This window comes from Methylobacterium sp. 174MFSha1.1, from assembly GCF_900116815.1.
Taxonomy (GTDB): Bacteria; Pseudomonadota; Alphaproteobacteria; order Rhizobiales; family Beijerinckiaceae; genus Methylobacterium.
The window spans coordinates 1-14,090 of the sequence record NZ_FPCB01000029.1 but is presented as its reverse complement, the minus strand read 5'-3'; the positions used below and the strand labels follow the sequence as shown (position 1 = coordinate 14,090).

Here is a 14,090-nt window from a genome sequence, read left to right as displayed (position 1 = left end):
CCCGCGCCGGCAACACGCCCGCGGCGGAGAGGACGACGATGAAGAAACTCCTGTTCCAGTTCGACACCGACCCGATGCCCAGCGTGTTCGACGTGGTGGTGGGCTACGACGGCGGCGCCGACATCATCACCGGCTATCCCAACGTCACCCCCGAGACCGTCGGGGCGCTCGTCGACGGCACGATCTACACCCGCGGCGGAGCGGAGAAGAAATCGACCGCGATCTTCGTCGGCGGCGGCAGCATGGCGGCCGGCGAGGCGGTGTTCAAGGCGGTGCGCAAGCGCTTCTTCGGCCCGTTCCGCGTCTCGTGCATGCTCGATTCGAACGGCTCGAACACCACCGCGGCGGCGGGCGTCGCCCTCGTCGCCAAGGCGGCGGGCTCGCTCCAGGGCAAGCACGCGGTGGTGCTCGCCGGCACCGGCCCGGTCGGCATGCGCTCGGCGGCGCTCCTCGCCAAGGAAGGCGCCAGCGTCACCCTCGCCGGGCGTAACCTCGCCAAGGCGGAGGAGGCCGCCAAGGCCATCGAGACCCGGTTCAAGGTCGCGATCCGGGCGATCGAGACCCCGGACGCCGAGTCCCGCGGTGCGGCGGTCAGCGAGGCCGACGTCGCGTTCTCGGCCGGAGCGATCGGGCTGGAGCTGGTCTCCGAGGCGCAGTGGCAATCCGCCAAGAGCCTCGCCTTCACCGCCGATTACAACGCCCAGCCGCCGCTCGGCTTCGGCGGGATCGAGGCGACCGACAAGGGCAAGGAGCGCCACGGCAAGACCGTGTTCGGCGCGCTCGGCATCGGGGGCCTGAAGCTCAAGCTGCACCGGGCCTGCATCGCCAAGCTGTTCGAGAGCACCGACCTGGTCCTCGACGCGGAAGAGATCTACGCGCTCGCAAAAGAGATGGCGTGATGACGGCTTCCGAGGATACCATCCCGGGCTTCCTCGACGCGCTGGCGAGCGAGCGCCCGACCCCCGGCGGCGGTGGCGCTGCGGCGATTGCCGGTGCCATGGGGGCCGCCCTGGTCTCGATGGTCTGCAACCTCACCATCGGCAAGAAGAAGTACGCCGAGGTCGAGGCCGAGATGATCGCGACCCGCGACCGCGCCGAAGCCTTGCGGGCCGAACTCACCGGCATGATCGCCGAGGACGTGAGCGCCTTCAATGCGGTGATGGGCGCCTACGGCTTGCCGAAGGCGACCGACGGCGAGAAGGCGGCCCGCGCCGCCGCGATCCAGGACGCCCTGCGGCTCGCCACCGACGTGCCGCTCGCCTGCGCCAGGACCTGCCGGGCGGTGATCGACCTCTGCGAGGGGATCGCCGAGCGCGGCAACCTCAACGTCGTCAGCGACGCGGGCGTCGCGGTGCTGGCCGCCCAGGCCGGCCTGCGCAGCGCCGCCCTCAACGTCTACGTGAACGCCAAGGCCATCGAGGACCGGACCTTTGCGGAGGATCGCCTCGCCGATCTCGCCCGCGCGCTCGACGGGGCCGACGCCCTGACCGAGCGGGTCTACGGCCTGGTGAAGTCGAAGCTGACCTAAGCATCATTCGCCGAAGTGGTCACCGGTTCGGCGACGAAAATGATGCGAAAACAAGAATCTAAGCAGAGTTGCCCCGTGCAAATCTGCTTAGAGGTCGGCACGGGCCTGATGAAGTAATCGGGCCCAATACTCAAAGCAACGCACCGAGCTTTCAGCCGGGCGCGGGGAATCCCCTCGCGCCCGGAACAGGGAGCCTTTGCCAAAACCCAGGAGGACGCCATGGACGTGCACGAGTACCAGGCCAAGGAGCTGCTCGCGAGCTTCGGCGTGCCGATCCCGAAGGGGGCCGTGGCGTTCAGCCCGGATCAGGCGGTCTACGCCGCGACAGAGCTGGGCGGCGGGCACTGGGCGGTGAAGGCGCAGATCCATGCCGGCGCCCGCGGCAAGGCCGGGGGCATCCGGCTCTGCCGCAACACCCACGAGGTCCGCGACGCCGCGACCGACCTGTTGGGGCGCCGCCTCGTCACCCACCAGACCGGCCCCGAGGGCAAGCCGGTGCAGCGGGTCTACATCGAGACTGCCGACCCGTTCGAGCGCGAGCTCTATCTCGGCATCGTGCTCGACCGGAAGGTCGAGCGGGTGCGGGTCGTGGCTTCGAAATCCGGCGGCATGGACATCGAGGAGATCGCCGCGACCGATCCGGAGGCTTTGCTCCAGGTGGTGGTGGAGCCGGCGGTCGGCCTCCAGCCTTTCGAGGCGCGGGAGTTGGCCTTCCGGCTCGGCCTCAACATCAAGCAGGTCGGCGCCGCCGTGAAGACGATCATGAGCGCCTACCGGGCCTTTCGCGATTGCGACGCCGTGATGCTGGAGATCAACCCGCTGGTCGTGACCCGGGACGACCGGGTGCTGGCGCTCGACGCCAAGATGTCCTTCGACGACAACGCCCTGTTCCGGCGCCGCAACATCGCGGACATGCACGATCCCTCGCAGAGCGACCCGCGCGAGGCCCAGGCCGCCGAGCACAACCTGAACTACATCGGTCTCGACGGCGAGATCGGCTGCATCGTCAACGGCGCCGGCCTCGCCATGGCGACCATGGACATGATCAAGCATGCCGGCGGCGAGCCGGCGAACTTCCTCGACGTCGGCGGCGGCGCCTCGCCGCAACGGGTCGCGACGGCCTTCCGCCTCGTCCTCTCCGACCCGAACGTGCGGGCGATCCTGGTTAACATCTTCGCGGGCATCAACCGCTGCGACTGGATCGCCGAGGGCGTCGTCCAGGCCGCCCGCGAGGTGAAGATCGGCGTGCCGCTGGTGGTGCGGCTCGCCGGCACCAACGTCGAGGCCGGCAAGGCGATCCTGGAGAAGAGCGGCCTCGACCTCATCACCGCCGACACCCTGACGGAGGCCGCCGAGAAGGCGGTGGCCGCCATCCGCACCCAAAACTGAGGAGAGGCGTCCGATGAGCATCCTGATCGACGAGACGACCCGGATCCTGGTCCAGGGCATCACCGGGGACAAGGGCAGCTTCCACGCCCGTGAGATGATCGAGTACGGCGGCACAGTCGTCGCCGGCGTCACCCCGGGCAAGGGCGGGCGCACCGAGCACGGCGTGCCGGTCTTCGACACCGTGCGCCAGGCGGTGCAGGAGACGGGGGCCGAGGCGAGCATCACCTTCGTCGCCCCGCCGTTTGCCGCCGACGCCATCATGGAGGCGGCGGATGCCGGCATCCGGCTGATCTGCTCGATCACCGACGGGATTCCGGCCCAGGACATGATGCGGGTCAAGCGCTACCTGCGGCGCTACCCGAAGGAGCGCCGGCCGATGGTGGTGGGGCCGAACTGCGCCGGCATCATCTCCCCCGGCAAGGCGATGCTCGGCATCATGCCGGGCCACATCTACCTGAAAGGAAATATCGGGGTGATCTCCCGGTCAGGCACCCTCGGATACGAGGCCGCTGCGCAGATGAAGGCGGTGGGCCTCGGCATCTCGACCTCGGTCGGCATCGGCGGCGACCCGATCAACGGCTCGTCCTTCCTCGACCACCTCGCCCTGTTCGAGGCGGACCCCGACACCGCCGCCGTGCTGATGATCGGCGAGATCGGCGGGCCGCAGGAGGCCGAGGCCGCCGCCTGGATCCAGGCCAACATGAGGAAGCCCGTGGTCGGCTTCGTCGCCGGGCTCACGGCGCCCAAGGGCCGCAAGATGGGACATGCCGGCGCGATCATCTCGGCCGCCGGCGACAGCGCCGCCGAGAAGGCCGAGATCATGCGCTCCTTCGGCCTCACCGTGGCGCCGAGCCCGGGCGCCTTCGGCACCACCATGGCGCAGGTGATGGCGGAGCGGCGCAAGGCGGCGTGAGCACCCGCTCACAAGCCGCGGGATCCCCTCTCCCACTCGGGAGAGGGGAGACAGCGCGCGCATCGAAAAATCCCTCCCTCGATCCCCACGGGGAGCCCTCCGATGATCCACACCCCCATCCCCGAATCCCCCTTCGTCCCGCCGCTCATCACCGGCACCGACGACCGGGTCGCCCTCGACGTGCTGTTCCGGTCTCTCGTCGATGTCTGCCGGCGCCACCAGCCGGAGCTGGAGGCGGTGTTGCGCGGGCAGGCGGACATCGCCGGCCTGTCGCCGGAACTGACCGCCCGGGCGCTGCAGGTCCGGGGCATCTGGTTCCAGCTGATCGCCATCGCCGAGCAGAACACCGCGATGCGCCGGCGCCGCCACGTCGAGCGCGAGGCCGGGCGCGACCGGCTGAAGAACTCGTTCAGCGCCGTCCTCGCCCGCGCCGCCGCGCGCGGCGTGCCGGCGGAGACCGTCCACGCGCTGCTGGCGTCGCTGCGCGTGCGCCCGACCCTGACGGCCCACCCGACCGAGGCCAAGCGGGTCACGGTGCTGGAGAAATTCCGGCGGATCTACCTGATCCTGAAGGAACTGGAGATGCCGCGCTGGACCGAGCGCGAGCGCCAGGCCCTGATGGACGACCTGCGCGACGAGATCGAGCTGGTCTGGATGACCGGGGAGCTGCATCTCGAGAAGCCGACCGTCGACCGGGAGGTGGCCTGGGGGCTGCACTTCTTCGACGAGACCCTGTTCGAGATGTTGCCCGAGACACTGGCCTCCCTGGAGGAGGCGCTGGGAAGCGCCTATCCGGGCGCGCAGGTCGAGGTGCCGGCCTTCTTCCAGTTCGGCTCGTGGATCGGCGGCGACCGGGACGGCAACCCCTTCGTCACCGCCGAGGTGACGCGGCGGACGCTCCGGCAGAACGCGCTCGCCAGCCTCCGGCGCTACCGCGATCGCATCGACGGGCTCGCCCGCACCCTCTCGATCAGCGCCCGCGCCCTGCCGGTCACCGGCGGTTTCGCGGCCGCGCTCGAAGGCCAGCTCGCGCTCCAGCCGGACGGAGGGCGAATCGCGCGGCGCAACCCGGGCGAGCCCTACCGCCAGTTCCTGACCTGCCTGAGCCGGCGGCTCGCCGCGACGATCACCGGGCTGGAGGACGAGCCCGGACAGGATCCCACGGGTCCCGGCTACGCCGACGCCGACGCGCTGATCGCCGACCTGCGCGCCCTGGAGGAGGGTCTCTCCGCCGCGGGCTGCCCGCCGCTCGCCGCCAACCGGGTGCGGCCGGTGCGCCGGATGGTCGAGATCTTCCGCTTCTCGACCGTGCGGCTCGACATCCGCGAGAACACCACCCGCACCACCCGGGCGCTCCAGGCGCTGTGGCACCGGACCCATCAGGGCGAGCCGCCGGACGTCGACGCCCCGGCCTGGACGCAATGGCTGGAGGCCGAACTCGCCCGTCCCCTCGACGACCCGCCCGACCTCTCGGGCCTGCCCGAGGAGGCCCAGGAGACGCTCGCGACCTTCCGGCTGGTGGCCGAGATGCGCGGCAGCCTCGACCGCGAGGCGTTCGGCGCCTTCGTCCTGTCGATGACCCATTCGGTGCCCGACATCCTGGGCGTCTACCTGCTGGCGAAGACCGCCGGCGTGTTCCTCGACGCGGCGGGGACCGAGATCTGTCCGCTGCCGATCGTGCCCCTGTTCGAGACCATCGACGACCTGCGCGCCGCGCCGGCGATCATGCGGGCGCTGCTCAAGGTGCCGGTGGTCCGCCGCTCCGCCCGCCAGCAGGGCGGGGTGCAGGAGGTGATGATCGGCTACTCGGATTCGAACAAGGACGGCGGCTTCGTCGCCTCGAACTGGGAGCTGGCGAAGGCGCAACGGCTCCTGACCCAGGTCGGCGAGCAGGCGGGGATCGGCATCGCGTTCTTCCACGGCCGCGGCGGCTCGGTCAGCCGGGGCGGCGCGCCGACCGCCCGGGCCATCGCCGCGCAGCCGCCGGGCTCGATCCGCGGCCGGTTCCGCACCACCGAGCAGGGCGAGGTGGTGTCGTTCAAGTATGCCAACCGCGGCACCGCCGCCTACCAGATGGAGCTTCTGGCCTCCGCGGTCCTCGCCCACGCCCTCGACGGCGCGGCCCCCGGGATTCCTGCGGCGAACCCGGAATTCGACGACGCGATGGAGGCGTTGTCCGGTGCCTCGCGGGCGGCCTATGCCCGGCTCCTGACCCACCCGGACCTCGTGACCTATTTCGGCGCCGCGAGCCCGCTCGATGAGATTGCGCTCCTCAATATCGGCTCGCGCCCGGCCCGCCGCTTCGGCGCCCGCAGCCTCGCCGACCTGCGGGCGATCCCCTGGGTCTTCGCCTGGAGCCAGAACCGGCACGGCATCACCGGCTGGTACGGGGTCGGCAGCGGGTTGAAGAGCCTCCTCGACGTGCGGGGGGAGGCCGGCGGGGCGCTGCTGCGGCGGATGTTCTCGGAGTCGCCGCTGTTCCGCCTGATCATGGACGAGGTCGAGAAGACCCTCCTCACCGTCGATCTCGACATCGCCCGCGACTTCGCCGGCCTGTGTCCGGACGAGGGCGCGCGCGGGACGGTCCTTGCGATGATCGAGGCCGAGTACCGGCTCACCTGCGCCATGGCCCTCGCGGTGAGCGGCGACCGCACCCTCGCCGAGCGCTTCCCGCTCTACCGCGGCCGCCTCGCCGAGCGGCTGCCGGTGCTCAACCAGGTCAGCCGCGAGCAGGTGAACCTCCTGCGCCGCTTCCGCGCCGAGACCGACGAGACGGCGCGCGAGGCGTTGAAATCCGCCCTGCTCCTGTCGATCAACTGCGTCGCCACCGGGTTCGGGGCGACGGGGTGAAGGGGCGAGCGGGCTTCACGGCAGTGACTGGGGGCACTCCTTGTTGGGCAAGCGGTTCCGGTTTGCCCCACCCCTTTCCTGGATCTCCCTCCGCTGACGCTGCAGTCGTCCGGGAAAGGGCGGCTTGAGAGACCCGCTCGGCATGCTCACGCCTGTGCCTGGCTGCTGGGGACGTTGCTGCGACTGGACAAGACTGCGCCGGAAGAGAGCAGCGGGCCGGGGCATCCCGCTCGCGCATGATGGTCCGGCCCGCCGGTGACACCGTCCGAGCGGGAGCGGCAGGAACGGCGTGACGGCCGCGACCCTGGACGCGCCGCCCCGCCCTGTCCTCGCTCCAGGTTAACTCCGCGGCAGACTCCCGCCCGACCAACAATGTAACAATGTTGCAATCTCTCTCGCGCCGGCCTAGGTGAGGCGCGTCGTCGAGCGAGGGATTGTGGTGATGGGCAGGCTTGGAATCGGAACGCTGCTGCTGGCTCTGGGCCTCGCCTGGATCGCCCCGGCGCGGGCGCAAGAACCCGCCGGGCAAGAACCCGCCAGGCAAGAGCCCGTCCGTGTGGTGGCGACCTTCTCGATCCTCGGCGATCTCGTGCGGCAGGTCGGGGGATCGCGGGTGGCCGTCGCCACCCTCGTCGGGCCGAACGGCGACGCGCACAGCTTCGTGCCGGCCCCGGCGGACGCCCAGGCCGTTGCGGCCGCGCGGCTCGTGGTGGTGAACGGCCTCGGCTTCGAGGGCTGGATCGACCGGCTGATCAAGGCCTCCGGCACCAAGGCCAAGGTCGTCGTCGCTGCGAAGGGCATCGTCCCGATCGAGGAGGAGGACGACGGCCACGGTCACGCCCATGCCGCCGATCCGCATGCCTGGCAGAACGTCGCCAATACCCGGACCTACGTCGCCAATATCCGCGACGGGTTGGCGAGCGCCGATCCCGAGGGCAGGGCGGCCTACCAGGCCAACGCCACGGCCTACCTCGCGCAGCTCGACACCCTCGAGGCCGAGGTGCGCAAGGCGGTCGCCGGCATTCCGGAGGCGCGCCGGCGCATCGTCACCACCCACGACGCCTTCGGGTACTTCGCCAAGGCCTATGGCCTGCGCTTCCTCGCCCCGCAGGGCGTGTCGAGCCAGAGCGAGGCCACCGCCCGCGACGTCGCGGCGATCGTGCGGCAGGTCCGCCGCGACAAGATCCCGGCGGTGTTCCTCGAGAACATCTCCGATCCGCGGCTGATGCAGCAGATCGCCCGCGAGGGCGGCGCCAAGGCGGGCGGCCGGGTCTTCTCCGACGCCCTGTCCGAGCCCGGCGGCCCCGCGCCGACCTATCTCGAGATGATGCGCCACAACGTGAAGGAGTTCGTGGCGGCTTTGGGGACCTGAGGTGCGCCTCACCTCAGGTCGAGCGTCAGGCTCCGGAACCGCTTGCCGTCCCGGGACTCCTCGCAGGGCTTGCCGTCGGAGCCGAGGGCCTCGCCGTCGTCGCTCAGCACCTGGACCCGGTCGCCGGCCGGGCCGACCAGCAGGGCCTCGGGCTGGAAGTCGGGAATCGGCGCGAAGGCCGCGGCGGCGCCCTCGACCCGCGCGGGCTTGTCCGCCGGATCGCCCGACCAGCGGTAGAGGTCGAACGGTTCGCCGCCGCCGCCGGCCCCGCCCGCCAGGATGAAGTAGGCCCTGGCCTGCGGCGCGTAGGCGATGTCCCGGATGCCGCGGCCCTTGAGATCCAGGGCGACCGGGGTGCCGAGGCGCGGGGCGGCGCCGGCCACCGCCTCGGCCGGGTTCTCCAGCGGCACCAGCAGGGCGTTGGCATCGGTGTCGAGGGGGTTGCGCAGGCCGAGCCAGAGCGACCTGCCGTCCGGCCGCGGCGCCATCCCCTCGATGTTGAAGCCTTTGCGCTTGGGGTCGAGATCGTCCCGGGCCGCCACGTCGAGGCCGATCCGCGCCGCGAACAGCGGCGACAGGGCGGCGAAGGCCTGCGGCAGTCCCTTCACCGCGCGGCCCTTCGGGGCGAGGCCGGGGGCGCCGCCGGTGTCCGTCACCGTCACGGCGGCGAGGCGGCCGCGGCCGGGGCTCTGCTTGCCGCCGCGCCGGCGGCTGTGCGAGCCGAGCACGTAGAGGTCGGAGCCGAGCCAGGTCGCGGATTCGAGGTCGGCCTTGCGGTCCTCCGGCGCGAGGCCGAGCTGCGGACCCAGGTCGGCACCGCTGAGCGGCAGCGCGTCGCCGCTCGCGCCGGCCCGGTAGAGCATCACCACCGTCGATTCGTCGTCGACCACCAGGAACCGGTCACCGAAGCTCCCGCGCGGATACGGCACCGCGCCCGAGGCCTCGCACATCCCGCGATGCTCCAGCAATGGCCCGACCTTCACCGGCTCGGCCGAGGCGGCGGAGACCGCGAGGGACGAGACCAGGAGCGCGAGGAGCGGCAGGGGGCGGGGCATCGGGGGTCTCTCGGTATCCGGTCGAAATGCGGAAGCCGGTCGGATGGGCGCCCCGACCAACGACTCTCAGGGTCATCCCGGGGCCGCGTAGCGGAGCCCGGGATCCAGAACCTCGGATGGTTCAGGAAGAGGCTGGCGGCGTTCCGTCTCAGTCTGCACGCTCCGCGGTTCTGGATCCCGGGTTCCGCTGCGCGGCCCCGGGATGACGCGGAGGGAGACGAGGCTGTTGCTGCGAAGGGAAGGCGCCTCGCTGAGGGACAGAACCTCGGCGGTCCGCCTCTCACCCGCCGGTCATCGGCGGGAAGAACGCCACCTCGCTCGCGCCGGCGAGCGCCGTCCCGGGCTTGGCATGGACCCGGTCGACGGCGGCGCGGACCACGCCGTCGGTCTCGAAGGCGTAGGCGTATTCCTCGCCGCGGCCTCTCAGCCAGGCGACGAGGTCGGCGACCGTCGCCACCTCCGGCGGCAGGTCGAGGGTCTCTTCCGGGCGGCCGATCCGCTCGCGGACCCAGGCGAAATAGACGAGCTTCATCGGGGGGCTCATCTCTCGTCGTCGATGACGTGGCGGATGCCGGAGCGCATGTAGTCGTAGCCCGTGTAGAGCGTCAGCGCCGCGGCGAGCCAGAGCAGCACGAGCCCGAGCGTGCCGTTGCCCGGCAGCACCCGCTCGCCGGCGGGGCCGGCGATCAGCACGCCGAGGGCCACGAGCTGCACCGCGGTCTTCCACTTGGCGACCCGGCTCACCGGCACGCCGACCTTCAGCTCGGCCAGGTACTCGCGGAGCCCCGAGACCAGGATCTCGCGGCACAGGATCACGATCGCCGCCCAGAGCGACCAGCCGCGGATCGTCCCGTCGGCGCAGAGCATCAGCAGGCTCGCGGCGACGAGCAGCTTGTCGGCGATCGGGTCGAGCATCCGCCCGAGCGCCGAACTCTGGGCATAGGTGCGGGCGACGTAGCCGTCGAGATAGTCGGTGATCGCGGCAGCGACGAAGACCGCGACGGCGATCCAGCGCGCGGTGTCGTCCTGCGGCCAGAACAGCAGCGCCACCACCACCGGCACCGCGACCAGGCGGCCGTAGGTCAGGAGGTTCGCGAGGTTCAGGGCCGTCGAGCGGCGCCGGGGTACGACCATGGTCATCACCGTCGGTGAAACCACGCGGGGGGAGGGGGCGTCAACCGAACTCGGCCCGGACTCGACGTCACGCATCGGCGATTCGTCACGCATCGGCGTGGAAGAAGTCGTAGACCGCCCGGGCGGTGGCGGCATTGACGCCGGGCGCCTTGGCGAGATCCTCCAGGGCGGCCCGCTCGATCGCCTTCACCGTCCCGAAATGGTGCAGGAGGGCGCGCTTGCGGGTCGGCCCCACCCCCGGGATCTCGTCGAGGGGGTTCTTCACCATCTCGCGCTTGCGCTTGGCCCGATGCGCCCCGATGGCGAAGCGGTGGGCCTCGTCGCGCAGGCGCTGGACGAAGTAGAGCGTCGGGTCCCGCGGCGGCAGCCGGAACGGCGCCTGGCCGGGCACGAAGAAGGTCTCGCGGCCGGCATCCCGGTCGCGCCCCTTGGCGATGCCGACGAGCGGCACGTCGGTCACCCCGACCTCGTCGAGGGCCTTGCGCGCCGCTTCGAGCTGGCCGCGGCCGCCGTCGATCAGCACCAGGTCGGGCCAGGCCGGAAACGCCTCGATATCGGCCGGATCGGGCGCCGGCTCCGGCTCCGCCGGCCCGCCCTCGGCGGCGGCGATCGCGGCTTCCGCCTTGGTGCGCGGATGCTCCTTGACCAGGCGCGCGAAGCGGCGCTGCAGCACCTCGCGCATCATGCCGTAATCGTCGCCGGGCTTCACCTCCTCGGACTTGATGGTGAAGGTCCGATAGTGGGTCTTCATGAAGCCGGTGGGGCCGGCGACGATCATCGCGCCGACCGCGTTCGTCCCCATGATGTGCGAGTTGTCGTAGACCTCGATCCGCCGCGGCGCCGCGGCGAGGTTGAACGACGTGCCCAAAGCGGCGAGCAGCTTGCCCTGCGAGGCGGTGTCGGCGAGGCGCCGGCCCAACGCCTCGCGGGCGTTGCGGGCGGCGTAGTCGACGAGGTTCTTGCGCTCAGCGCGCTTCGGGGTGTGGATCTCGACCCGGTTCTCGGCCCGGGTCGAAAGCGCGGCGGCGACCAGCTCCGCATCCTCGATCTCGTGCGAGGTCAGCACGAGGCGGGGCGCCGGCTTGTCGTCGTAGAACTGGGCCAGGAACGAGGCCAGCACCTCAGCCGGGCTCATGCTGCGGTCGGCCTTCGGGAAGTAGGCCCGGTTGCCCCAGTTCTGCCAGTTGCGGAAGAAGAACACCTCGATGCAGAACTGGCCGGCCTGCTCGTCGAGGGCGAAGACGTCGGCCTCCTCGATGCCCTGCGTGTTCACGCCCTGCACGCCCTGGATGGCGGCGAGCGCGGCGATGCGGTCGCGGTAGCGCGCCGCCTTCTCGAACTCCCAGGCGTCGGAGGCGGCCTGCATCTCGGCGGCCATGCGCTCCTTCACGGCGTTGGACTTGCCCGAGAGAAAACCCCGCGCCTCCGCCGCGAGGCCGGCGTAATCCTCGACCGAGATCTCGTTCGTGCAGGGGCCCGAGCAGCGCTTGATCTGGTAGAGCAGGCAGGGCCTGGTGCGGTTCTCGAAGTAGCTGTCGGAGCAGGAGCGCAAGAGGAAGGCGCGCTGGAGCGCGTTGACCGTGCGGTTCACCGCCCAGACGCTGGCGAAGGGACCGTAATAGTGCCCTGCCCGCCGCCGCGCCCCGCGATGCTTGACGAGCTGCGGCGCGTCGGAATCGGCGGTGAGCAGGATGTAGGGCAGGGACTTGTCGTCCCGCATCAGCACGTTGAAGCGGGGCTTCAGCTGCTTGATGAGGTTGGCTTCGAGCAGCAGCGCCTCGGTCTCGGTCGCCGTGGTGACGAACTCCATCGAGGCCGTCTCGGCGATCATCCGGGCGATGCGGTTGGTGTGCGCCTGGCCCCGCGCGTAGGAGCCGACCCGGTTCTTCAGGTTCTTGGCCTTGCCGACGTAGAGCACGTCGCCCTTGGCGTCGAACATCCGGTAGACGCCCGGCGAGGTCGGCAGTGTGGTCCAGAACCGGCGGATCACCGCGGTGCCGGCCTGGATCGCGCCGGCGCCGGCATCGAGATCGAAGTCGATCTCGGGGGCGGTGTCGAGGGCGTCCACCGCCTCGTCGTCGTCCTCGATCGTGTCGAGGGCGTCGGGCGGCACGTCGTTCCCAGGCTGTCGGCTCATAGGGGCGATGTAGGCGGCCTTCCCGCCGCTGGAAAGACCGCGTCCGGGCGCTAAAAGGCTTACCCGACGCCCGCGCCGAAGGACCGCCCCCGTGACACCCCGCCCCGCATGACGCTCCGCGCCTGCCGAACGCCCCGGATCCCGCGTCTCCGGACCGACCTGCCGGCGGTGCGGATCGTCGAGGACGTCCTCTACCTGCCGCACAGCGAGGCGCGGGGCCAACCCTCTTCCCTGTTCGACGCCGCGCGCCGCTTCATCCCCGAGAGCGTGGATTACCGGGGTCCCGGGACCACGCCGTCCTGGCAGCGCACCGACTGGCCGCAGGATCTGCCGGCGATCGTCCCGCACGCGCCGGAGGAGACCTACCTGTTCCTCGGCGGCGCCCACCTGCATTACGGGCACTTCCTTGTCACCACCCTGCCGCGGTTCTGGCCGCTGCTGCGGGCGCGGGCCCAGATGCCGATCCCGGCCCAAGCGCCTATCCCGGCCCAAGCGCCGATCCTGTGCTACGCCCCGGCCCATGAGAGCCTGTGGCAGCCCTACCGCTTCGCCGTCGACATCCTGGCGCGGCTCGGCCTCGAGGTCCGCGACATCCACGCCTTCGAGGCGCCGATGCGCCTGAGCCGCGCGATCGTGCCGGCTCCCGCCTTCCAGGAGGAGGGCTTCGCCCACACGGTGTTTCGCGACCTGTGCCGGGAGATCGGGGCGGGCTGCTACGCCCCGGACGAGATCGATGTCGACGACCGCCCGGCCTACCTCGCCAAGACGCGGCTCGCCGGCGGGGTGCGCCGCTTCGCCAACGAGGAGGCGGTGACCGAGATCCTGGCCCGGGAGGGCGTCGAGATCCTGCACCCGGAGGCGATGAGTTTTGCCGAGCAGGTCCGGCTCTTCGCCCGCCGGCGGGTCGTCGCCGGCTCGCTCGGTTCGGCCCTGCACACCGCTCTGTTCGCGCCGCCCGGCCGGCGGGTGCTGGCGCTGAGCCCCGGCCCGGTGATCAACCCGACCTTCCTGCTCGTCGACGCGCTCTGCGGCAACGCGGTGACCTACCTCCATCAGCCCGGCACGGCGGAGGCGGAGCCGGGCGCCTTCGGCAGCCAGCAGGCCCTCGCCGACCCGCGCGCCGCCGCGGACGGGCTGCTGCGGGGGATCGCCAGGATGGCGGCCATGCCGGATCAGGGGCCGGGCGTACTGTCGGCGGCGTGGTCGCGGCTCGGGTGGATGGCCGGGCGCTGGACTGCGTAATTCTGGCGACGATCCCCACCCCTCCGAGTCATCCCGGGGCCGCGACAGCGGAACCCGGGATCCATAACCGCCGACGGCGCCGGATGAGGTGGAACGCTTGTAGCCTTAATCTTGGAACGTCAGCGGTTATGGATCCCGGATTCTCGCCTTCGGCGAGCCCCGGGATGTTGGGGTGGACGGCCCCCGCCGGCATCATAAGTGCCAGGTTGAGGTCGTCTGACACCCAACCGAGGAGACCGTCCGTGACGCAGATTAGCATCATCGGCCTGGACATCGCCAAGTCCGTCTTCCAGTTCGAGGCCCAGGACGCGCAGGGCGCCGTGGTGAGCACCGAGCGCGTCTCGCGCGACAAGCTGCTGCCGGCGCTCAAGAAGATCCCCGCCACCATCGTGGCGATGGAGGCCTGCGCCACCGCCCATCACTGGGCGCGCCAGATCCGGGCTCTGGGCCACGAGGTGCGCCTGCTGCCG

The 14,090-nt window shown here is 71.2% G+C and carries 11 protein-coding genes and 1 pseudogene; 8 read left to right on the top strand and 4 right to left on the bottom strand.

Annotation, left to right across the window (positions count from 1 at the left end; translation table 11 throughout):
* The first annotated feature begins 38 nt into the window (after window positions 1-38).
* The 6 genes from BM430_RS23435 to BM430_RS23410 all read left to right on the top strand — a co-directional run bounded on the left by BM430_RS23435 (window position 39) and on the right by BM430_RS23410 (window position 8,052).
* Complete coding sequence (locus BM430_RS23435) at window positions 39-899, top strand: NADP-dependent methylenetetrahydromethanopterin/methylenetetrahydrofolate dehydrogenase (protein ID WP_093569658.1); 861 nt, start codon at window positions 39-41, stop codon at window positions 897-899.
* On the top strand, window positions 899-1,528 hold the full coding sequence (gene fchA / locus BM430_RS23430) for a methenyltetrahydrofolate cyclohydrolase (protein ID WP_093569657.1): 630 nt from the start codon (window positions 899-901) through the stop codon (window positions 1,526-1,528). Before BM430_RS23435 ends, fchA begins: the two co-directional genes overlap by 1 nt.
* 219 nt (window positions 1,529-1,747) lie before the next feature.
* The gene (locus BM430_RS23425) at window positions 1,748-2,917 is read left to right on the top strand and encodes a malate--CoA ligase subunit beta (protein ID WP_093569656.1); all 1,170 of its coding nucleotides are present in this window, start codon (window positions 1,748-1,750) and stop codon (window positions 2,915-2,917) included.
* A 13-nt stretch (window positions 2,918-2,930) separates the two neighbouring features.
* The gene (sucD, locus tag BM430_RS23420) at window positions 2,931-3,830 is read left to right on the top strand and encodes a succinate--CoA ligase subunit alpha (protein WP_093569655.1); all 900 of its coding nucleotides are present in this window, start codon (window positions 2,931-2,933) and stop codon (window positions 3,828-3,830) included.
* A 102-nt stretch (window positions 3,831-3,932) separates the two neighbouring features.
* Window positions 3,933-6,680, top strand: coding sequence for a phosphoenolpyruvate carboxylase (locus BM430_RS23415; RefSeq protein ID WP_093569654.1), 2,748 nt, complete (start codon window positions 3,933-3,935; stop codon window positions 6,678-6,680).
* A gap of 442 nt (window positions 6,681-7,122) precedes the next feature.
* Window positions 7,123-8,052, top strand: a complete 930-nt coding sequence (locus BM430_RS23410; protein ID WP_093569653.1) for a metal ABC transporter solute-binding protein, Zn/Mn family — start codon at window positions 7,123-7,125, stop codon at window positions 8,050-8,052.
* Between the two features lie 8 nt (window positions 8,053-8,060).
* Here BM430_RS23410 and BM430_RS23405 read toward each other — a convergent pair whose 3' ends face one another.
* The 4 genes from BM430_RS23405 to uvrC form a co-directional block, all read right to left on the bottom strand.
* A complete protein-coding gene (locus BM430_RS23405) occupies window positions 8,061-9,107 on the bottom strand; it encodes a DUF3616 domain-containing protein (protein WP_143132108.1) in 1,047 nt (348 codons plus the stop codon).
* Window positions 9,108-9,387: 280 nt separating this feature from the next.
* Window positions 9,388-9,639, bottom strand: coding sequence for a molybdopterin converting factor subunit 1 (gene moaD, locus BM430_RS23400; RefSeq protein WP_093569652.1), 252 nt, complete (start codon window positions 9,637-9,639; stop codon window positions 9,388-9,390).
* Between the two features lie 8 nt (window positions 9,640-9,647).
* Window positions 9,648-10,247 carry a CDP-diacylglycerol--glycerol-3-phosphate 3-phosphatidyltransferase gene (gene pgsA, locus BM430_RS23395; RefSeq protein ID WP_177303149.1) on the bottom strand — a complete coding sequence of 200 codons (600 nt, stop codon included), beginning with the start codon at window positions 10,245-10,247 and terminating at the stop codon, window positions 9,648-9,650.
* 79 nt (window positions 10,248-10,326) lie between these two features.
* A complete protein-coding gene (gene uvrC / locus BM430_RS23390) occupies window positions 10,327-12,378 on the bottom strand; it encodes an excinuclease ABC subunit UvrC (RefSeq protein WP_093569651.1) in 2,052 nt (683 codons plus the stop codon).
* 108 nt (window positions 12,379-12,486) lie between these two features.
* Between uvrC and BM430_RS23385 the strand changes: the two genes are divergently transcribed.
* Both BM430_RS23385 and BM430_RS23380 read left to right on the top strand, forming a co-directional pair.
* On the top strand, window positions 12,487-13,620 hold the full coding sequence (locus BM430_RS23385) for a glycosyltransferase family 61 protein (RefSeq protein WP_093569650.1): 1,134 nt from the start codon (window positions 12,487-12,489) through the stop codon (window positions 13,618-13,620).
* A gap of 242 nt (window positions 13,621-13,862) precedes the next feature.
* A pseudogene (locus BM430_RS23380) lies at window positions 13,863-14,090 on the top strand (IS110 family transposase); the annotation flags it as partial.